This window comes from Variovorax sp. UC74_104 (assembly GCF_044055375.1).
Taxonomy (GTDB): Bacteria; Pseudomonadota; Gammaproteobacteria; order Burkholderiales; family Burkholderiaceae_C; genus Variovorax.
The window spans coordinates 5,219,451-5,239,068 of record NZ_CP171978.1; the positions used below are offsets into that span (position 1 = coordinate 5,219,451).

General features: G+C 68.6%; 15 protein-coding genes and 1 pseudogene. 4 read left to right on the forward strand and 12 right to left on the reverse strand.

The features are described 5' to 3' along the window. Positions 1 to 79: 79 nt before the first annotated feature. The 9 genes and pseudogenes from ACHMXA_RS24510 to deoC form a co-directional block, all read right to left on the reverse strand. Entirely contained in the window at positions 80 to 931 is an 852-nt protein-coding gene (locus ACHMXA_RS24510) for a helix-turn-helix domain-containing protein (RefSeq protein ID WP_395316622.1), read from the reverse strand. A gap of 43 nt (positions 932 to 974) precedes the next feature. Next, a complete protein-coding gene (locus ACHMXA_RS24515) occupies positions 975 to 2,027 on the reverse strand; it encodes an ABC transporter permease (protein WP_395316623.1) in 1,053 nt (350 codons plus the stop codon). After that, positions 2,024 to 3,613 (reverse strand): sugar ABC transporter ATP-binding protein, encoded by a 1,590-nt coding sequence (locus ACHMXA_RS24520; RefSeq protein WP_395316624.1) that lies wholly within the window; start codon positions 3,611 to 3,613, stop codon positions 2,024 to 2,026. The genes ACHMXA_RS24515 and ACHMXA_RS24520 overlap by 4 nt, the downstream gene beginning before the upstream one ends. Positions 3,614 to 3,626: 13 nt before the next feature. Continuing rightward, positions 3,627 to 4,628, reverse strand: a complete 1,002-nt coding sequence (locus ACHMXA_RS24525) for a substrate-binding domain-containing protein (RefSeq protein ID WP_395321365.1) — start codon at positions 4,626 to 4,628, stop codon at positions 3,627 to 3,629. A 16-nt stretch (positions 4,629 to 4,644) separates the two neighbouring features. Further along, on the reverse strand, positions 4,645 to 5,697 hold the full coding sequence (locus ACHMXA_RS24530) for an ABC transporter permease (protein WP_395316625.1): 1,053 nt from the start codon (positions 5,695 to 5,697) through the stop codon (positions 4,645 to 4,647). Positions 5,698 to 5,723: 26 nt separating this feature from the next. Continuing rightward, positions 5,724 to 6,687 (reverse strand): annotated as a pseudogene (locus tag ACHMXA_RS24535) (ribokinase). Positions 6,688 to 6,692: 5 nt separating this feature from the next. Then, positions 6,693 to 7,145, reverse strand: a complete 453-nt coding sequence (locus ACHMXA_RS24540; RefSeq protein ID WP_019658219.1) for an RbsD/FucU family protein — start codon at positions 7,143 to 7,145, stop codon at positions 6,693 to 6,695. Between the two features lie 121 nt (positions 7,146 to 7,266). Further along, positions 7,267 to 9,681 (reverse strand): aldehyde dehydrogenase family protein, encoded by a 2,415-nt coding sequence (locus ACHMXA_RS24545; protein WP_395316626.1) that lies wholly within the window; start codon positions 9,679 to 9,681, stop codon positions 7,267 to 7,269. A 5-nt stretch (positions 9,682 to 9,686) separates the two neighbouring features. Continuing rightward, positions 9,687 to 10,745, reverse strand: coding sequence for a deoxyribose-phosphate aldolase (gene deoC, locus ACHMXA_RS24550; RefSeq protein WP_395316627.1), 1,059 nt, complete (start codon positions 10,743 to 10,745; stop codon positions 9,687 to 9,689). A 227-nt stretch (positions 10,746 to 10,972) separates the two neighbouring features. Here deoC and ACHMXA_RS24555 point away from each other — a divergent pair, with 227 nt between their 5' ends. The 4 genes from ACHMXA_RS24555 to ACHMXA_RS24570 all read left to right on the forward strand — a co-directional run bounded on the left by ACHMXA_RS24555 (position 10,973) and on the right by ACHMXA_RS24570 (position 14,909). Continuing rightward, positions 10,973 to 11,761 (forward strand): DeoR/GlpR family DNA-binding transcription regulator, encoded by a 789-nt coding sequence (locus ACHMXA_RS24555; RefSeq protein WP_395316628.1) that lies wholly within the window; start codon positions 10,973 to 10,975, stop codon positions 11,759 to 11,761. A 110-nt stretch (positions 11,762 to 11,871) separates the two neighbouring features. Next, positions 11,872 to 12,393, forward strand: coding sequence for an Lrp/AsnC family transcriptional regulator (locus ACHMXA_RS24560; RefSeq protein ID WP_176667275.1), 522 nt, complete (start codon positions 11,872 to 11,874; stop codon positions 12,391 to 12,393). Positions 12,394 to 12,439: 46 nt separating this feature from the next. Continuing rightward, positions 12,440 to 13,849, forward strand: coding sequence for a DUF2314 domain-containing protein (locus ACHMXA_RS24565; RefSeq protein ID WP_395316629.1), 1,410 nt, complete (start codon positions 12,440 to 12,442; stop codon positions 13,847 to 13,849). Between the two features lie 130 nt (positions 13,850 to 13,979). Next, the gene (locus ACHMXA_RS24570; protein WP_395316630.1) at positions 13,980 to 14,909 is read left to right on the forward strand and encodes an SMP-30/gluconolactonase/LRE family protein; all 930 of its coding nucleotides are present in this window, start codon (positions 13,980 to 13,982) and stop codon (positions 14,907 to 14,909) included. Here the strand turns inward: ACHMXA_RS24570 and ACHMXA_RS24575 are convergent. From ACHMXA_RS24575 to ACHMXA_RS24585, 3 genes are read right to left on the reverse strand one after another with little or no spacing between them, the layout of a single operon-like run. Beyond that, a complete protein-coding gene (locus ACHMXA_RS24575) occupies positions 14,906 to 15,838 on the reverse strand; it encodes a dimethyl sulfoxide reductase anchor subunit family protein (protein ID WP_395316631.1) in 933 nt (310 codons plus the stop codon). The two genes, ACHMXA_RS24570 and ACHMXA_RS24575, sit on opposite strands and share 4 nt — an antisense overlap. A gap of 8 nt (positions 15,839 to 15,846) precedes the next feature. Continuing rightward, positions 15,847 to 16,677, reverse strand: a complete 831-nt coding sequence (locus ACHMXA_RS24580; protein WP_395316632.1) for a 4Fe-4S dicluster domain-containing protein — start codon at positions 16,675 to 16,677, stop codon at positions 15,847 to 15,849. Next, on the reverse strand, positions 16,674 to 19,613 hold the full coding sequence (locus ACHMXA_RS24585) for a molybdopterin-dependent oxidoreductase (protein WP_395316633.1): 2,940 nt from the start codon (positions 19,611 to 19,613) through the stop codon (positions 16,674 to 16,676). The genes ACHMXA_RS24580 and ACHMXA_RS24585 overlap by 4 nt, the downstream gene beginning before the upstream one ends. Positions 19,614 to 19,618: the final 5 nt, after the last annotated feature.

The window sequence follows — 19,618 nt, forward strand, 5'->3', positions numbered from 1 at the left end:
CTTCAAAATCAGCCAAAAAAGAAGGTTTTCTTTTTTATTTCGTCTAATCCGGAGAAAACACCTGTCTCCCCGCGTTACATCATCTTCTCGCGCCCGCGTGCCGGGCCCGGAACTCGCCCGGCGTCATGCCTTCCAGCCGCCGGAAGTGGCGGTTGAAGTTCGAAAGGTTGTTGAAGCCCACCTCGTAGCAGATGCTGCTCACGTGCTGGCGCGTGGAGGCCAGCAGGCGGCAGGCCTTCGCCAGGCGCAGGCCGATGATGAAGTCGGTGAAGGTCTTGCCGGTCGCGCGGCGGAAGCTGCGCGAGAGCGACGTCCTGCTCGTACCCACGAGCGCGCTGACCTCCGAAAGCGACAGCGGCTCCGCATAGTTGTTCCGGATGTGATGCAGCGCTCTCTGCACGTGCAGCGTGCGGCCCGGGCCGGCGGCATCGGCGTGCACGGGGGTTCGGGCCAGCAGCCGGAAGTCGGTCCATTGCGCGAGCTCGTTCAGCACGGCGGTGAATGCCGAGAACCGTGCCAGCCCGTGCAGCGTCGAAACGCGCCGCAGCTTGGACAGAGTCTCGGCACCCAGGCCGACGAAATGCACACCCTGGCGCGCGCGCGAAAGAAGCGGCCCGACGTCCGACAACTCCGGAAATATCGCCGCACCGCGCCGCAGCGGCTCGTCGCTGAAGCGCAGCACCAGTCCGTCGTCCGCCTCCACGCACTGCGCGAACCTCAGCGTGTGCGGCAGCAGGGGGCCGAGCAGCACGACCGCGCCGGGCGCGAGCGCGTGCGTCTCTTCGCTCGCGCCGCTGCCCACGCGCAGGCATGCCGGAGCGCTTCCGATCAGGTGCAGTTCGTGGTCGTGGAGGCAGCTGCCGGCGTCGAAGCCTCGCCCCGCGAACGGGCTCGGCTCCTCGCAGAGAACGGTGGCATTGGCGTCGGACATTCGATTGCGATCCACAAGGCCAAGCGGCCGCATATCCGCAGGGTCAGTCCCGCGAGCGCATCGCGAAGAAGCCGCCGGCCACGAGGATGAACGCCCCGATGATCACCTTCTGCCAGGTGCTCGGCACCCCGGCCAGGATCAGCACGTTGTTGATCAGCGTGACCAACACCACGCCCAGCAGCGTGCCGCCCACGGTGCCGCTGCCGCCGGTGATGCGCGCACCGCCAAGGATCACGGCCGCGATCACGTCCAGCTCGTTGCCCACCAGGTCGAAGGGGTTCGCCAGCCGCGTGCTCGACACGTGCACGATGCCCGCCAGCCCCGAGAGGAAGCCCGCGTACGCGAACACGAAGACATGCACCGTGCGCAGGTTGTAGCCCAGCCGCTCGGCAATGGCCAGGCTGCCGCCGATGGCGTACACCGCCCGGCCGATCAGCGTGCGGTTCAGTAGCCACCAGGTCAGCACCGCCGCGAAGGCCAGCACCAGCACCGTGGCCGGCAGCACCACGTGCAGGCCCTGCGGCGTGTCGAAGCGCCACAGCGCCAGCTTGCCGAAGGCATCCATCGGCGCGGGCACGTTCATGAAGAACACCGTGCCCACGAAGGTCAGCAGGATGCCGCGGTAGAGGTACTGCGTGCCGATGGTGACGATCAGCGAAGGCGCCTTGAGCCAGTGCACCAGCAGCCCGTTGATCACGCCCAGCAGCGCGCCGCTGGCCGCACCCGCGATCAGCAGCAGCGCGATGGGCGCTTCCGGAAAATAGTTCAGCACCAGCTTGGTGATGCTGTACATCGTGAGCGCGGCGATGGCCGCGAACGACACGTCGATGCCGCCGGCGGCCAGCACGATCAGCACGCCCAGCGCGAACAGCCCCAGCACCGTGCAGGCGCGCACGATGTCGAACAGCACCGGCAGCTGGAAGAAGCTCGGGTTGATGGCGCCCACGGCCAGGCTCGCCAGCACGATCAGTGCGAGCGTGAAGACCGAGGGGCGCTGCGCGAGCCAGGCGCGCAGCGAGACCCGCGCCTGCGGCGGGTGCGGAGCCGGTTCCGGCGCGGCCGGTGCGGACTGCGCTTGCATGGTGGAAGCCGTCATGAGAATGCGGGGGAAGGTGTGTCGGAAACCAGCGCGTGGTAAAGGTCGCTCTCGGCGAGCCCCTGCGCGTCGAAGTCGTTGGCGATGCGGCCCTTGCGCATCAGCAGGATGCGGTCGCAGTTCTGCAGCAGCTCCTGCAGGTCGTCGCTCACCAGGATCACGCCCAGGCCCTGCTCGGCCAGCCGCTGCACGATGCGGTAGATGGTGTCCTTGGAGCCCACGTCCACGCCCACGGTGGGGCCGTGCAAAATCAGCACGCGCGGACCGATGGCCAGCCAGCGCCCGATGAGCACGCGCTGCTGGTTGCCGCCAGAGAGCGACTGCACGGGGCGGTCGACGTCGGGCGTGGCGATCTGCAGGTCGCTCACCGTGCGCTCGGCCAGCGCCTGGCACTGATTGGCGTCGAGCGCGCCGAAGCGCCCGCGCAGCCGGTTGAGCACCGCGGTCACGATGTTGTCGCGAATGGGCTTGTCCAGGAACAGGCCCTCGCTGAGCCGGTCTTCGGGCACGTAGCCGATGCCCTGGCGGATGCCGTCGGTGGGCGTCTTCAGCACGATCTCCTTCGCGTCGAGCAGCACGCGCCCGCGGTCGGCGCCCTGCACGCCGGCCAGCGCCAGCGCGAGCTCGTTGCGGCCGGAGTCGAGCAGCCCGGTCACGCCGAGGATCTCGCCCTTGCGCAGCGCGAAGCTCACGTCGCTGAACTGCCGGCCACGGCCCAGCCCTTCGACCTTCAGCAACTCGTCGCCGCCGTGCGTACCGTGGCGATAGCGCTCGCCGTCGAGGTGCTTGCCGGTCATCCAGTGCGCGATCTGCGCCTTGGTGAAATCGCGGATCGGGCCCTGCGCCACCTTCGTGCCGTCGCGGAACACGATGGCCTGGCCGCCCATGGCCATGCATTCGTCGAGCTTGTGGCTCACGAAGAGCACGGCAACACCCTGCTCGCGCAGCACTTCCACCACATGCACGAGGTTGTCCACTTCCTTCTGCGTGAGCGAGGTGGTGGGCTCGTCCATGATGACCATGCGCGCTCGGGTGGCCACCGCGCGCGCGATGGCCACGAGCTGGCGGGTGGCGATGGGCATTTCATCCACGCGCCGCGCAAGGAACGCCGCGTCGGTCGGCAGCTTCACCGCCTCCAGCGCCCGGGCGGCCGTGGCCGCCAGCGCCTTGCGGTCGAAGCGGCGGGCCAGCCTGCCGCCGGTGGCGACGAGCTGCTCGCTGAGCGCGACGTTCTCGGCCACGCTCATGTTCGGCAGCAGCGACAGGTCCTGGTAGACCGTCTCGATGCCCAGGCTGAGCGCCTGCAGCGGCGACAGCGAGTCGTACGGTTGCCCGTCGATCACGATGCGCCCCTGGCTCGGCGGCTGCGCGCCCGAGATGATCTTGATCAGCGTGCTCTTGCCGCAGCCGTTCTCGCCGAGCAGGTGGTAGATCTCGCCGGCCTCGATGACGATGTCGATGCCGCGCAGCGCGTGCACGCCCGCGAAGCGCTTGTGCACGTCCTGCACCTCGAGGAACACCCGGCGCCCGGCCTGGCTCGCGGAGCCGGCCGGACTTGCTTGCGTGGAAGGCGCGGTCAAGGTCATGGCTTGCGTAGCGTCAGAACGAGTAGTTCTTGTAGTTCTTCTTGTCGACCTCGACCCAGGCCTGGCCCGTGACGACGATGCCGGCGCCAGGCCCCTTCTTCACGGAAACCTTGTTGTAGCCCGGCACGCCCATGTCGGTGCCTTCGGTGATGGTCTTGCCGTCGAGCAGCATCTTGGCCGCCTTGTTCATGGCGAGTCCGGCGTCCTTCGGGTCCCAGAAGGCGATGCCGCCGACCGCGCCCGACTCGAGGAACTTGGCCGCCTCGCTCGGCAGGCCGGTGCCGAAGACGCAGATCTTGCCCGCCAGGCCGGCCTCTTCCACCGCGCGGCCGATGCCCAGCACGTCCAGCGACGACGAACCCTGGAAGCCCTTCAGGTCGGGGTGCTTGCGCAGCATTTCCTTGGCCTTGCCGTAGGCCTTCTCGGCGTCGTTGAGCGACTCGTTCTTGGCATCGACCAGCTGCATCTTGGGGTACTTCTTGGCGTTGGCCGCACCGCCGTCGGCCCACTGCACCTGCGACTGGCTGCCCAGCGAACCCACGAGCGAGGTCCACTTGCCCTGCTGGCCCATGCACGCGGCCAGGCGCTCGTTGATGCGCGCGCCGTAGGCCGTGTTGTCGAAGGCCTCGATGTCGACCATGGTGTTCTTCTGGTTGTCGGCCTCGTGCGTGACGACCTTGATGCCGCGCTCCATCGCGCGCTTGAGCACCGGCTCCAGCGTGGGCGGGTCCATCGACACGATGGCGATCGCATCGACCTTCTTGGCCACCAGGTCTTCCACCAGGCGCTGCTGCTGGGCGGCGTCGGACTGGGCCGGGCCGATCTGGCGCGTGGTCACGCCCGGCGTGCTGCTGCCGAACTCCTTCACGCCCACTTCCATGCGGTTGAACCAGCTGATGCCGGTGATCTTCACCACTGTGACGATGTCCTGCGGCTTGCCCTGCGCATGGATCGCCGAGGCGAAGGCCACGGTGCCCAGTGCCAGCACGGTGCAGGCGATCTTGGTTTTCTTCAGCATGTTCGTTTGTCTCCTAGCCCTCGGTGGTTCTCTGCGTCGCGCCAGGAGGGGGCTGATGCGGCGGTGCGCTGGTGCGCGAAGCGGGAATGAAGCTGCGAAGGTCGCTCAGGCTGAAGCGTGCCGATGCCAGGAAGAACAGCAGCAGCAGGCCCCAGGCGCAGTCGCGGAAGAAGTTGGAGATGCCCAGCAGGTTGAAGGTGCTCGACAGCAGCTGCAGCGCCACGGCCGAGAAGAACAGGCACACCATGCGCCCGTAGCCGCCCTGCGGCCGCACGCCCGCCATCACGGTGATGAGGATGGCGATGAGCAGGTAGGAGTTGCCGTAGTCCGACTTCACGCTGGCCGTGCGGCCCGCGATGATCACACCCGCCACCGCCGCCAGCACGCCGCACAGCGCGTAGGTGGCGATCAGCATGCGGCCCTGCGGAATGCCCGCGTAGCGCGCCGCCTTGGCGTTGGTGCCCAGCAGGAAGAGCCGGATGCCGAACGGGCTCTGCTTGAGCAGCCAGCCCACCGCCAGCAGCATCGCGATGAAGATCGCGAACGGAATGGGCACGCCCAGCACGTTCTCGTTGCCGATGGCCGAGAGCGGCTCCGCGTTGCCCACGCGCAGGCTGGAGCCGCCGGTGAGCACCACGGCCAGGCCGGTGTAGAGCAGTTGCGTGCCCAGCGTGCACAGAATGGGCGTGAGGCCGGCGCGCGCGATCAGCACGCCGTTGAGCAGCCCGCCCGCCAGCCCCGTCGCGAGCGCGACCGCGGCGAAGGCTCCGGTGTAGGCCCACGGCGCAGCATCGGCATCGACCAGCATCGGCGCCAGCGTGGCCGCCACCACCCCCGAGAGGTTGGCCAGCGCCACGCCGGAGAGGTCGATGCCGCCGTTGCCGGAGATCATCGACAGCGCCACGCCCATGGCCAGCAGGCCGAGCTCGGGCAGCTGGCCGCCCATCGACTGGAAGTTGTAGACGTCGAGGAAGTCGCCCTTCGACAGCACCGTGGCGATCACGAGGATCGCGACGTTGATGCCGACCAGGAAGTTGAGCTCGCGGTCTGAAAACCTGAATTTCACGGAAAGGCTCCTTTGCGGCTCGCGTCTCAGGCTGCCGCGCGGTTCAGCAGCGCATCGACCTCGATGCGCTTGGGCATCGAGGGCGCGGTGCCGGCGCGCGTGACGGAAATGGCGGCCACGGCCGAGCCGAAGCGCGCGGCCTCCAGCGGCGACGCGCCCTCGGCCAGCGCAGCCGCGAAGCCGCCGTTGAAAGCATCGCCCGCACCGGCCGTTTCCTTGACCGCGCCCGCATGGAACACGGGCAGGTGCACCGATTCCTTCGCGCTGTGCAGCAGGGCCCCCTTCTCGCCGAGCGTGATGAGCGCGCAGCCCACGCCCTTGGAAAGGAAGAAGTCGCCCGCGCGCCGCGCGTCATCGACGGTCTCGATGGCGATGCCGCTGAGCGCCGCCGCCTCGTGCTCGTTCGGCGTGATGAAGTCGCACAGCGGATACACCGCATCGTCGAAGGGCAGCGCGGGCGCGGGGTTGAACACCGTCACCGTGCCTGCGGCGCGTGCGAGTTCCAGGCCGCGCTGCGCGGCGCCCGGCGGGCTGCTCCAGTTGCGTGACGAACACCCGCGCGCCGCGGATGGCGTCGGCGGCCGCATCCACGTCGGCCGAGTCGATGAGGGCCGCGGCGCCGGGCACCACGATGATGGCGTTGTCGCCCGTGACCTCGTGTACGTAGATGAAGGCAGCGCCAGTCGGCTGCGTCGTCACCTGTGGCACGCGCGGCGTGATGCCTTCCTGCGCCCACAGTGCGAGCGCGTTGGCGCCGAAGGCGTCCTGCCCGAGCTTGGAGATGAAGGTCACCTGCGCCCCGGCACGCGCGGCGGCCACGGACTGGTTCGAGCCCTTGCCGCCAGGCCCCATCGCGAAGCCGGAGCCCGCGATGGTCTGGCCCACGCCCGGAAGGTCGGCCGCGCGGAAGGCGAGGTCGGCCACGAAGATGCCGAGCACGGCGACGCCGCGCTGCTGGTGGTGATGCTGGTGCGAGGAAACGGCGCTCATCGCGATCAGGCCTCGGGGGCGATCACGCCCTTCTTGAACACGAAGCAGCCGTAGAAGCGGCGCTCGCCGGTGGCGATCACGCAATATGCGCGGCGCGCGGCTTCATAGAAGGCAAAGCGCTCGATGGAGCCCATCGGACGCGGGCGCCCTTCGGCCGCGTCGATCTCGCGCTGCATCTCCTGCTGCACGGGCGGGATCTCGTGGGGTGCGCCCATGATCTCCATGCGCCGCGCCGGATCGTCCACCGCGTTGTCCAGCGGCAGCACCGACAGGATGGCGCGCGCCGCCTCGGTGGTGCCCACGCCGTCGATGCGCAGCAGGCGGCCCAGCGAGGTCTGGCGGGCGACCGAGTCGGCCGGGAAATTGGCGTCGCACAGCACCAGCTCGTCGCCGTGGCCCATCGCGCGCAGGGCGTAGAGCACGTCTGCGTTGAGCAGCGGATGGATGGACTTCAGCATTCGGTCTCCTGAATTGGTATGGCTTTCGCGGTTGCGATCTTAGAGAAAGAAAACGTTTGCGCAAACGTTTGCTTCTCGGGGATTTCCCTTGGTTTCGATAACAGGAACGACGGCTGCGCGCTCATTCGCCATAGGGAATCCAGATGTTCTTGACCTGCGTGGCGTGCCGCAGGAACGCCGGGCCTTCGCCCGATGCAGGGTCGTGCCAGTCGGTGGCCAGGCCGTGGTCGACGAGCGTGCGCTTGAGATTGCCGACCGACAGCCGTTCGGCATCGCGCGACAGTTCCTTCGCGCCGAAGACCCAGAGCGCATCGACGTCGTCGTGCTCCGCCAGCGTGCGCACGAGGCTCGCGGCCGGGCCGGTCACGATGTTGACGACGCCGCCCGGCAGGTCGGAGGTTTCGAGCACCTGGTAGAAGTCGGTGGCGACCAGCGCGTGCTTCTCGCCCGGCACGATCACCGTGCGGTTGCCCATGGCGAGGTTGGGCGCCAGCAGGCTCACGAAGGACAGCAGCGGTGTCTCGTCGGGGCACACCACGCCCACCACGCCGATCGCCTCGACCGTGGCCAGCGCCACGCCGCGCAGTGGCGGCACATGCACCGTGCCCTCGTACTTGTCGGCCCATGCTCCGTAGGCGAACAGGCGGCTCACCGACGCATCGACCTCGGCCTGCGCGGCTTTGGCGGCAACGCCGGTCAGGCTCGCGATGCGCGCGGCGAACTCGCCTGCGCGGGCCGAGAGGTTCTCCGCGAGGTAGTACAGCGCCTGCGCGCGGCGATGCGGCGTCGCGCTCGACCACGCGGCAGCCGAACGTGCGGCGGCGACCGCGTTGCGGATGTCCTTGCGGTTGCCCGTGCCCACCTCGCCGGCGCGCTGCCCGTTGGCGGCGAAGACGCTGCTGGAGAGTTCGCCATCGGGCCGCACCTGCTTGCCGCCGATGAAGAGCTTGGCGGTTCGGTCGATGGCAGGCAGCGCGAGCACAGGCTCGCTCTTCGCGTCCGCTGCCGTGGCTGCACCAGCCACTGCAGACGAACGCGGCTTTCGCTGCACCCACGCGCGCGGCTTCAAATATTCGTAGCAGCCCTCTCTCCCGCCCTCGCGGCCGTAGCCCGATTCGCGATAGCCGCCGAAGCCCACACCCGCGTCGAACAGGTTGGTCGCGTTGACCCACACCACGCCCGCCTGCAGCTGCGGCGCGATGCCGAGCGCGAGGCCGATGGTCTCGCTCCACACGCTGGCCGCGAGCCCGTAGCGCGTGTTGTTGGCCAGCGCGACGGCTTCGTCGGGCGTGCGGAAAGTCATCGTCACCAGCACGGGGCCGAAGATTTCCTCGGTCGCGACAGTGGATGCCGGCTGCACGCCCGTCAGCAGCGTCGGCGGGAAGAAGCTGCCGCCCGGCGGCAGCGCGCCCGGCGCCTGGTAGCAGCTTGCGCCCTCGCGCACGCCGGTGGCCACGAGCGAGCGTACGCGCTCCAGTTGCGTAGAGTCGATCAGGCTGCCCATGTCTATCGCCTTGTCCAGCGGCGGGCCCACGCGCAGGGTCTGCATGCGGCGCTTGAGCCGCGCGATGAAATCGTCCGCAATGCCTTCCTGCAGCAGCAGCCGCGAACCGGCGCAGCACACCTGGCCCTGGTTGAACCAGATCGCATCGACCACGCCCTCGACCGCGGCATCGAGGTCCGCGTCGTCGAACACGATGAACGGCGACTTGCCGCCCAGCTCCAGCGTGAGCGACTTGCCCGTGCCCGCAGTGGCGGTGCGGATCAACCGCCCCACCTCCGTCGAGCCGGTGAACGCGATCTTGTCCACGCCCTCGTGCGCGACCAGCGCAGCGCCGGTGGCGCCATCGCCCGTCACCACATTGAGCACGCCGCGCGGCAGGCCGGCCTGCGCAGCGAGTTCGGCAAAGAGCAAGGCGCTCAGCGGCGTGAACTCGGCGGGCTTGAGCACCACGGTATTGCCCAGTGCGAGCGCAGGCGCGATCTTCCACGCGAGCATCAGCAGCGGGAAGTTCCACGGAATGATCTGGCCGACCACGCCCAGCGGCACCTGGTCGGCGAACTCGCGCTCCTGCAGCTGCGCCCAGCCGGCGTGGTGATAGAAGTGGCGCGCGACCAGCGGCACGTCGAGGTCGCGCGTCTCGCGGATCGGCTTGCCGTTGTCCAGCGCCTCCACCACCGCGAGCAGGCGCGCATGGCGCTGCACCATGCGGGCGAGCGCATACAGATGCCGTGCGCGGCCATGGCCGCCGAGCGCGAACCAGCCGGGCTGCGCTGCGCGCGCGGCCGCCACTGCGGCGTCGACGTCCGTCGCCGAACCCTGCGCGATGCGCGCGAGGCGCTGGCCGGTGGCCGGCTCGGCCGTCTCGAAATGCGCGCCCTCGGCAGCGGGCGTGAAACGCCCGTCGATGAAGTGGCCGAAGCCCTCGGCATGGCGCGCGAGCCATTCGCGCGCGTCGGTGTCGCTCTCGGGCGCGGGGCCGTAGTCCATGGTGTCGAAATAGCGTGCGACGCTGCTGCTGCTGTTGTTGCTCATCGGGCTCATCCGATCGGGTGGCGGTTGTAGGCCGAGTAGCGGCCGGTGACGTGGTGCTCCAGCTGGCGCTCGATGTCGGCCAGCAGCGTGGAGGCGCCGATGCGGAACAGGTCGGGCTCGAGCCAGTCGCGGCCCAGCTCTTCCTTCATGAGCACCTGGTAGTCGAGCGCGGTCTTGGCGGTGGAGACGCCGCCCGCGGGCTTGTAGCCCACGCGCAGGCCGGTGCGGGCCTCGTACTGGCGGATCATCCGCAGCATCGCGAGCGTGACCAGCGGCGTGGCGTTCACGCCCTCCTTGCCGGTGGAGGTCTTGATGAAATCGGCGCCGGCCATCATGCAGACCATCGAGGCCTTCGCGACGTTGCGCAGCGTCTTGAGCTCGCCCGTCGCGAGGATCGCCTTCACGTGCGCCTCGCCCGCCGCGCGGCGAAAGTCGAGCATCTCGTCGTAGAGCTTCTTCCACTGGCCCGCGAGCACGTGCTCGCGGGTGATGACGATGTCGATCTCCGAGGCGCCGTCGCGCACCGCGGCCTCGATCTCCTTGAGCTTCAGCTCGTGCGGGATCAGCCCCGCCGGAAAGCCCGTGGACACCGCCGCCACCGGAATGCCGGTGCCCGCCAGCGCCTCGACCGCCGTCGATACGAAGCGGTGATAGACGCACACCGCACCCGTGTGCAGCTTGCGGTCGGTAAAGCCGAGTGCGGCCAGTAGGTCGGGGCGAACCGGCGTCACGGCCTTGGCGCAGAGCCGCTTCACGCGCTCGGCGGTGTCGTCGCCGCTGAGCGTGGTGAGGTCGATGCAGGTGATGGCCTTGAGCAGCCAGCCGGCCTGCGCATCCTTCTTGACCGAGCGACGGCCGGGCAGCGTGGCCACGCGGCGCTCGGCGGCGGAAAGGTTGAAGCGGATGCCGTCGATCCAGCCGAGGTCGAAAGGCTGGGCGGTGTTGCGCGCGGCAGCGGTGTGGGTCTGCGCAGGCGTCTCGGCGGGCGCCTGGGGCGCGGCCGCAGGCGAAGCCGGGCGCGAGCGCACCGCGCCGCTGGGGCGAACGAGGGAAGTGGAGGTCATGGATGGGCGGGCGCCGTGGCGCGCAAGGGCCGCGAGTGCGGCGGGACGGCAAGGGGCATGTCTTTTGTCTCCGGAGGCTCGTCGCATCGCATCGCGGTGAGCCTTGGTGTTCGTGTTGACGCAAATGTTATTACAACAACATTTATCTGCGCAATATGTTTTTCAAACAACATTGAAACGGCATGCAATGCCCGATACTCCGGCACGTGGACCTGAGGAAACCGAACATGAGAAGAACCGCCGGAGCGGAGGCCCGGGCTGTGCGCCTGGCCAGGATGCAGGAACTCGTGGAAGCCGGCGGCCCGCTGCCGATCAAGCAGGCGGCGCTGCAGCTCGAAGTGACGGAGATGACGATCCGCCGCGACCTGGCGTCGGCCGAATCGCCACTTTCCGCTCTGGGAGGCTACGTGCTCGCGACCACGCTGCCGGGCGCCGAGCGCTACTCGCTCGACGAGGCCAGCGACCAGCACGCGGCCAACAAGCGCCTGGCCTGCGAGCGCGCCGCCGAACTCGTGCAGCCGCACGACAGCCTGTTCATCGACTGCGGCACCACCATGGTCCATTTCGCGGAGGCGCTGCCGCCCGAGATGCCGTTGAGCGTGGTGTGTTACTCCACGAACATCGCGCAGGTGCTCAGCCGCCGCCCGAACACGCAGCTGATGCTGCTCGGCGGCCTGTACCACCCCTCCTCCGCCACCTTCTTCTCCGACGAGGGCCTGCAATACCTCGCCAGGCTCGGCGTGAACAAGGCCTTCATCTCGGCGGGCGGCATCGACGTGGAACGCGGCGCGAGCTGCTCCAACTTCCACGAAGTGCCGGTGAAGCAGGCGGCCATCCGCAGCGCGTCGCAGAGCTACCTGGTCGTCGACGAGAGCAAGCTCGGCACGCTGCGCCCCGCCTTCTTCAGCCCGCTCGACGCCTTCGCGCGCATCGTGGTCGGCGGCTCGCCCGAGGCCTCGCTGAAGAAGCAGTTCAAGGACCTGCCGGTGGAATTCGCGCGCACCTCCGACGCATAACAGGAGCGCCGCCGGCGGCCGGGGCGCGGCATTGCGCTGCCGCATCGATCAAGGAGAATCGCGACGACGGCCGGGATCGGCATCCGATCCCCCGAACCCCACTACCCGCGATGAATGCCGGCCCTGTTTCCCTCGACGAGCACTGCCTCAAGATCCTCTCCGCGCTGCAGCACGACGGCCGCCAGACCGTGCAGCAGATCTCCGAGGCCGTCGGCCTCTCGCCCACGCCCTGCTGGAAGCGCATCAAGGACATGGAGGCAGCCGGCGTCATCCGCGGCTACACCACGCTGGTCGACCCCGAACTCGTCGGCCTGCACGTCTCGGCCGTCGCCGAGGTGAACCTCGACCGCCACAGCGAGACGATGGTGCAGCGCTTCGAGGAGGCCGTGGCCGCGAGCCCGCAGATCATCCGCTGCGTGTCGGCCACCGGCCCGGCCGACTACATCCTCAACGTGACCGTGCCCGACATGAAGCACTACGAGCGCTTCCTGCACGAGGTGCTGTTCAGCCTGCCCGGCGTGACGCACGTGCGCTCGAGCATCGTGCTGCGCGAGATCAAGTCGGAAACCGCGCTGCCGCTGGACCACCTGCTGCCGGGCACGCCGCGCGCCGCGGGTTCGCGGCGGGGCTAGCGCTCCCGACGACAACGACGACAACGACGACGACAACAACACGAACATGAACCTGCCGTTCCGCCTCGCACTCACCGCGCTCGTTCTCTCGATGAGCACAGCCCCCTTCGCCGCGACGCCGGCCGCAACGCAGGCCGCCGCCAAACCCGTCCCCGGCGCGCCGGTGCCCGCTGGTTCGCCGCAACAGACCGGGCCCGTCCGCTTCCAGTTCGCCATCTACTACGCCAAGGCGCCCGCAGCCGACCCGATGGCCGCGCTGCGCGGCGCGCTCGGCAAGACCGGCGGCAGCCCGAAGCTCCTGGCGTCCATGCCGGCACCCTCCTCGGTCACCGCGCCCGTGGTCTTCGCGAACTGGAACACCACCACCGTGCTGAAGGACTACCGCGCACCCGACATGGAATCGCTGCAGCGCTTCGGCCGCGGCATCTCGCGCGAGCAGGCGGAAGCGCTGCAGAAGGCCGACAAGGCGCTGATCCTCGATTTCGCGCACCCCGCGCAGCAGTCTTCCGCCGCCATGCAGAAGGCGCTGCAGGTCGCCCTGCAGGTCGCACGCGACACCGGCGGCCTTCTGTGGGACGAGGAAACGCGCGAAGTCTTCTCGCCCGACGAATGGCAGAAGCGGCGCATCGACACCTGGGCCGGCGGCCTGCCCGACGTGTCGCAGCACATGACCATCCACGCCTACCGCAGCGGCGAAATGGTGCGGGCCATCACGCTCGGCATGGGCAAGTTCGGCCTGCCCGACGTGGTGGTGAGCGATTTCTCGTGGTCGAGCAACCGGCCCATGGGCAGCCTCGTCAACGCCTTCTCGCAGGCGATGGCCGAGGGCATCACGCTGGCGAAGCCCGGCCAGTTCGACATGGACCTGCGCGCGCTCAGGCACGCCGGTGCGCGAGACCCGTTGCTCTCGGGCCTCAAGCCCAACGCAGCCGCGGTGGCAAGACTCTCGCTGGTCAACGGCACCTGGGAAAGCGGGGATCCGCAGAACAGGCTCTACGAGATCCGCTTCGACCGCTACAAGGGACCCGACCGCTACGCGCAGCAAGACGCCATGTTGAGCTCGGTCTTCGGCACCGGCGAAGACTCGGTCACCCGCGTGAAGCACAACGACGAACTGCTCGCTGCCAGCAAGGCGGCCACCGCGCAGCTGCCCAAGCTGCGTGAAGCCTTCGCCAAGGGCCTGCAGCCGGGTGAATATATCCTGGTGAAGGCGCCGTTCACCACGACCGGCGGCGGCAACGAATGGATGTGGGTCGAGGTCGCCCGCTGGAACGGCGACGCCATCGAGGGCCTGCTGAGGAACGACCCGGTCGATGTTCCGGACCTGCGCGCCGGCCAGATGGTGAAGGTTTCGCAGGCCAAGGTCTTCGACTACATGCGCATCTATCCGGATGGCCGCCGGGAAGGCAACGAGACTTCGAAGATCATCGCGCGCATGCAGGGCGCAAAAAAGTAGCATCGACGGCTCCAGCCGCGGCCGGCTGTCCGCCGGGGATGACGAGACGGTGAACGCACATCCCCGACCGGCACGCATCAAACCGATCTGGCGCAAACTGGAGGTCCGCCCGATCACCGAGGAGCCCCCGATGCGCATCCGCGAACTCGCCACCGGCCTGCAGTTTCCAGAAGGTCCGATCGCCATGGACGATGGCTCCGTGCTGCTGGTCGAGATCGCGCGCGGCACGCTCACACGCGTGCGCGCCGACGGGCTCGTGCAGGTGGTTGCCGACCTGGGCGGCGGGCCGAACGGCGCGGCCATCGGGCCCGACGGCGCGGTCTACGTCTGCAACAACGGCGGCTTCAGGTGGCACACCGAGGCCGACGGCTGCCTGCGGCCGGTTGGCCAGGCAGAAGACTATTCGGGCGGCCGCATCGAACGCGTGAACCTCGCCACTGGCGGCGTCGAGCGTCTGTACGACACGATCGACGGCGGCGCACTGTGCGGCCCCAACGACATCGTGTTCGACGCACATGGCGGCTTCTACTTCACCGACCTGGGCAAGGTGCGCGAGCGCGACATGGACCGCGGCGGCCTGTTCTACGGGCACGCCGACGGCAGCGCCGCCAGCGTGATCGCGCGGCCGGTGATGACGCCCAACGGCATCGCCCTCTCGCCCGACGGCGGCACGCTCTACTACGCCGAGACCGAGGGCGCCCGCGTCTGGGCCTTCGACATCACGGCGCCGGGCCGCGTGCGCAAGGACGGCTGGCCCTCGCCGCACGGCGGCCGCATGCTCTGCGCCTCGCCGGGCGGGCACTACCAGCGCTTCGACTCGATGGCGGTCGACGCGCTCGGCAACATCTGCGTGGCGACGCTGCTGCATGGCGGCATCAGCATCGTCGCGCCCGACGGCAGCACGGTCGAACACGTGCCGCTGCCCGACCGCTACACCACCAACATCTGCTTCGGTGGACGCGAGCGGCGCTCGGCCTACGTCACGCTCTCGGGCAGCGGAAGGCTCATCGCCATCGACGACTGGCCCACGCCCGGCCTCGCGCTGAACTTCGAGGCCTAGGAAACGACCTGGTAGTACAGGTTCTGCGGATGCCGGGCCTGCGCGAAGAAGAACCAGCGCTCGGCCAGCAGCCCCGGCGCCTGCACCAGCGCCGCCAGCACCCACGGCAGTGCGCCCGCACCCGCCACGCCCCACGCCAGCAGCAACGCGGGCAGCACGAAGGCCAGCAGCAGGAAGCCGAGTTTCATGTTGCCCAGCACGGCAAGCGAAGCGCCATGGAAGAACTCGCGGGTGTTGAACGACCCGGCCGACATGCCCATCGATTTCTGCACCAGCTTCTGCGTGCGGATGCCAGTGGCCGACTGCAGCGTCGACTTGTGCCGGATGCCTGCATTGCGCCGCAGCGCAGTGCCGCGCGCAGCCCACGCCGCCAGCGTAGCGGCAAGCGCACAAGGCCCGAACACCTGGACGAAGCGCGCTTCGCCGGCCAGCGCCGCCATCGCGCAGGCCAGCACCAGCCCCGACGAAAGCCCGATCAGCGTGAAGTTGACGATGGTCAGCGGATGCGCCCATTCCTCGATGAAGCGCAGGCAGGCGTAGATCATCGCGGTGCAGTACCAGAGCAGCACTGCGCCGCACAGCGTGAGCAAGGGCAGCAGCCACGACCACGGCGTGCCCCCGCCGGCCCGCAGCGACAGCCACCACAGCGCCACCAGCGCGATGAAGGCCGGCAGCACGATCACCTCGCGCGACATCCACGAGGTGCGCCACATCAGCACCGCGCGCCACGCGCGCGTCTTGCGGCCCAGGTGCATGAAGGATGCAGCGAGGCCCGCCACCAGCAGCACCTCGGCCACGCCCAGCGCAAGGCCCAGGAAGCCCGGCGCGAGTTCGAGCCCGAAGAGCACGGCCAGCGCGAACGCGAACACCAGCCCCTGCGCAGCGCCGGCCAGCGTGGTGAAGAAAAGAATCGAGAACGCGGGATGCATGGTGCGGCCTACTCCAGCTCTTGCGTCGACGATGTGATGCGCCGCGGCAGGTAGCGGTTGGCCGGGTTGGTCTCCCACTCGGGCATCAGCTGGTAGCCGCCGCGCTCGCGGATCGCCTTCGACACTTCCGACTCGGGGTCCTTCACGTCGCCGAAGAGGCGCGCGCCGGTCGGGCATGCCTTCACGCAGGCGGGCTTGCGGTCTTCCTTGGGCAGTTGCTCGTCATGGATGCGGTCCACGCACAGCGTGCACTTGGTCATGACCTGGCGCTCCTCGTCGAGCTCGCGCGCGCCGTAGGGGCAGGCCCATGCGCAGTATTTGCAGCCGATGCACTTGTCGTAGTCGACGAGCACGATGCCGTCTTCCTTGCGCTTGTAGCTCGCGCCCGTGGGGCACACGGGCACGCAGGGCGGGTCTTCGCAATGCAGGCAGCTCTTGGGGAAGTGGATAGTCTCGGTGGCCGGGAAGGCGCCGGCCTCGTAGGTCTGCACGCGGTTGAAGAAGGTGCCGGTGGGGTTGGCCGCATAAGGCCGCTCGTCGGCCAGCGGGCCTGCGCTGCCGGAGGTGTTCCATTGCTTGCACGAGGTGACGCAGGCGTGGCAGCCGACGCAGACGTTGAGGTCGATGACGAGGGCGAGTTGCTTGGCGAGGGTTTCGCCCTGCTCCGCGCGCTTCGTCGCATGCCTCCCTCCCCCGCTGGGGGAGGGTCGGGGTGGGGGCACATCGGCTTTCAACGCAACGAGGCTTCCAGTTCCAGCGCCCATGCCCCCACCCCCGCCCTCCCCCAGAGGGGGAGGGAGCGATACCGAAGACATAAGCTCCTTCAACCACTGCATCATTTCCTGCCCCTCCCCGCAAAGTACGTCAGCACGCTCGCCGCCTTCCCCAGCACCCCAGGCACCGCCGGCATGCTCGCGACCTGCGGGTAGCTCTCCTCCGGTTCACCCGGCTCGGCTGGCCGTATGCGCACGCGTACGTCGTACCACCCAGCCTGCCCCGTGATCGGATCGGAGTTGCTGATGGTCCCGCTCGCGGTGCCTGCACAGGGCAGCTCCTCGCTGATCAGGTGGTTCAGCAGGAAGCCCTTGCGTGCCTCGTCCGCGCCCGGCGCGAGCTGCCAGGCGCCGTCGGCCTTGCCGATGGCGTTCCACGTCCACACGGTGCCCGGCTCCACCGCCTCGCTGTGGCGCAGCATGCAGCGCACCTTGCCCCAGCGGCTCTCGACCCAGCACCAGCCGCCGTCGGCGATGCCCGCGGCTTGCGCCGTCACCGGGTTCACGTGCAGGTAGTTGTGGCTATGGATCTGCCTGAGCCACGCGTTCTGCGAGTCCCACGAGTGGTACATGGCCATCGGACGCTGCGTGAGCGCGTTGAGCGGAAACGCATCGAGATCGGTCGCGGCCTCTTCCAGCGGCGGATACCAGAAGGGCAGCGGATCGAAATACGTGTCGATGCGCTCGCGCAGCGCGTCGGGCGGCTGCCGCCCCGGGGTCTTGCCCTGCGCCGCGAGCCTGAAGCTCTGCAGCGTATCGGAGTACAGCGCCAGCTGCACCGGATCGTTGCGCTGGCGCCAGCCCTTGTCCTTCGCGAAGTCGAGGTACTCCCGGTTCCAGTTGCGCATGTAGTGCATGGTCTCGGGCATGTGGTAGTGGAAAACGCAGTTGTTCTTCTCGTAGGCCTCCCACTGCTTCGGGTTGGGCGCGCCGCGCAGATGTTCGGTGCCGTCCTTGCCGCGCCAACCCATCAGGAAGCCGATGCCCGGCTGCGGCTCGAAGTTGACGATGAAGTCGGGGTAGCCGCTGTACTTGCGCTCGCCCTCGGGCGTGGTGAAGGCCGGAAACTTCAGCCGCGAGGCCAGCTCGATCAGCACCTCCTGGAACGGCTTGCACTGCCCCGTGGGTGGCACCACCGGAATGCGCACCGAATCGACAGGCCCGTCGAATTCCGAAATGGGCCGGTCGAGCATGCCCATCACGTCGTGGCGCTCGAGGTAGGTAGTATCGGGCAGCACGAGGTCGGCGAAGGCCACGGTCTCGCTCTGGAAGGCGTCGCACACCACCAGGAAGGGGATCATGTGCTCGCCCTTCTCGTCCCTGCGGTTGAGCATCTCGCGCACCGCCATCGTGTTCATGCTGGAGTTCCAGGCCATGTTGGCCATGAAGATCAGCAGCGTGTCGATGCGGTACGGGTCGCCCTTCACCGCGTTGGTGATCACGTTGTGCATGAGCCCGTGCGCCGACAGCGGGTGTTCCCACGAGAACGCATGGTCGATGCGGATCGGCGAGCCGTCGGGGTTGATCGCCAGTTCGTCGGGGCTGGCCGGAAAGCCCAGCGGCGCGGCATTGAGCGGCGTGTTCGGCTGGATCATGCCGGGGTCGTTGAAGGCCCTGTAGTTCGGCACGATGTGGCGCGGATACGGCGCCTTGTGCCTGAAGCCGCCCGGCGCGTCGATGGTGCCGAGCACGCTCATCAGCACCGCCAGTGCACGCACCGTCTGGAAGCCGTTGGAATGCGCCGCGAGACCGCGCATCGCGTGGAAGGCCACGGGCCGCGCCTGCGTGGTGGGATGCTCCTTGCCCCATGCGTCGGTCCACGGAATGGGCAGCTCGAAGGCCTGCTTCAGCGCCGTCTCGCCCATCTCGCGCGCCAGCTTGCGGATGCGTGCCGCGTCGATGCCGGTGATGGCCTGCGCCCATTCGGGCGTGCAGGTCGCCACGCGCTCACGCAGCAGCTGGAACGAGGGCGTGACGCGCGTGCCGTCGGCCAGTGTGTAGTGCCCTTCGAGCGCGGGATCGCAGCCATCGGCGATGCCTTCGGGGTACGCGGGCTTCACGCTGCCGCTGGCCTTGTCCCACACCAGCTTGTTGTGCGGATTGCGGCCGTCGCCCGGCGGGCCGCGCTCGGGATCGAAGGCGAAGAGTCCCTCGCGCTCGCAGTCGTCGAGCACCACGAGCTGAGGCGCATTGGTGAAGCGCTTGAGGAATGCATGGTCCACCAGCTCGTTGCCGATCAGCTCGTGCAGCAGCGCCATGAAGAGCGCACCGTCGGTGCCGGGCTTGATCGGGATCCACTCGTCGGCGATGGCCGAATAGCCGGTGCGCACCGGGTTGATGGAGATGAAGCGGCCGCCAGCGCGCTTGAACTTGCTGATGGCGATCTTCATCGGGTTGCTGTGATGGTCCTCGGCCGTGCCGATCATCACGAAGAGCTTGGCACGCTCGAGGTCGGGCCCGCCGAACTCCCAGAAACTGCCGCCGATGGTGTAGATCATTCCCGCGGCCATGTTGACCGAGCAGAAGCCGCCGTGCGCCGCGTAGTTGGGCGTGCCGAACTGACGCGCGAACAGGCCCGTGAGCGCCTGCATCTGGTCGCGCCCGGTGAAGAGCGCGAACTTCTTCGGATCGGTGGCGCGGATCTTCGCGAGCCGCTCGGTCAGCATGTCGAAGGCGCGCTCCCAGCTGATCGGCTCGAACTCGCCCGCGCCGCGCTCGCTGCCGGCCTTGCGCAGCAGCGGCTGCGTGATGCGCGCAGGAGACACCTGCTTCATGATCCCCGAGGAGCCCTTGGCGCAGATCACGCCCTGGTTCAGCGGGTGGTTCGGGTTGCCGTCGATGTAGCGGACCTCGGGGCCCTTCTCACCTTCGCGCAGGTGCACGCGGATGCCGCAGCGGCAGGCGCACATGTAGCAGGTGGTGGTCTTGACCGTGGTGTCGGCCATGGGCGTGGGCGCTGCCAGCGGGTCGTGCACGGGCTCGCGAGACAGGAAGCTGAACACTTGGC

What these genes read in the sequence shown, in the direction of transcription:
- ACHMXA_RS24510 (WP_395316622.1), bottom strand. Translation starts at nt 931, where the DNA reads ATGTCCGACGCCAATGCCACCGTTCTCTGCGAGGAGCCGAGCCCGTTC.
- ACHMXA_RS24515 (WP_395316623.1), bottom strand. Translation starts at nt 2,027, where the DNA reads ATGACGGCTTCCACCATGCAAGCGCAGTCCGCACCGGCCGCGCCGGAA.
- ACHMXA_RS24520 (WP_395316624.1), bottom strand. Translation starts at nt 3,613, where the DNA reads ATGACCTTGACCGCGCCTTCCACGCAAGCAAGTCCGGCCGGCTCCGCG.
- ACHMXA_RS24540 (WP_019658219.1), bottom strand. Translation starts at nt 7,145, where the DNA reads ATGCTGAAGTCCATCCATCCGCTGCTCAACGCAGACGTGCTCTACGCC.
- ACHMXA_RS24545 (WP_395316626.1), bottom strand. Translation starts at nt 9,681, where the DNA reads ATGAGCAACAACAGCAGCAGCAGCGTCGCACGCTATTTCGACACCATG.
- deoC (WP_395316627.1), bottom strand. Translation starts at nt 10,745, where the DNA reads ATGACCTCCACTTCCCTCGTTCGCCCCAGCGGCGCGGTGCGCTCGCGC.
- ACHMXA_RS24555 (WP_395316628.1), top strand. Translation starts at nt 10,973, where the DNA reads ATGAGAAGAACCGCCGGAGCGGAGGCCCGGGCTGTGCGCCTGGCCAGG.
- ACHMXA_RS24560 (WP_176667275.1), top strand. Translation starts at nt 11,872, where the DNA reads ATGAATGCCGGCCCTGTTTCCCTCGACGAGCACTGCCTCAAGATCCTC.
- ACHMXA_RS24565 (WP_395316629.1), top strand. Translation starts at nt 12,440, where the DNA reads ATGAACCTGCCGTTCCGCCTCGCACTCACCGCGCTCGTTCTCTCGATG.
- ACHMXA_RS24570 (WP_395316630.1), top strand. Translation starts at nt 13,980, where the DNA reads ATGCGCATCCGCGAACTCGCCACCGGCCTGCAGTTTCCAGAAGGTCCG.
- ACHMXA_RS24575 (WP_395316631.1), bottom strand. Translation starts at nt 15,838, where the DNA reads ATGCATCCCGCGTTCTCGATTCTTTTCTTCACCACGCTGGCCGGCGCT.
- ACHMXA_RS24580 (WP_395316632.1), bottom strand. Translation starts at nt 16,677, where the DNA reads ATGATGCAGTGGTTGAAGGAGCTTATGTCTTCGGTATCGCTCCCTCCC.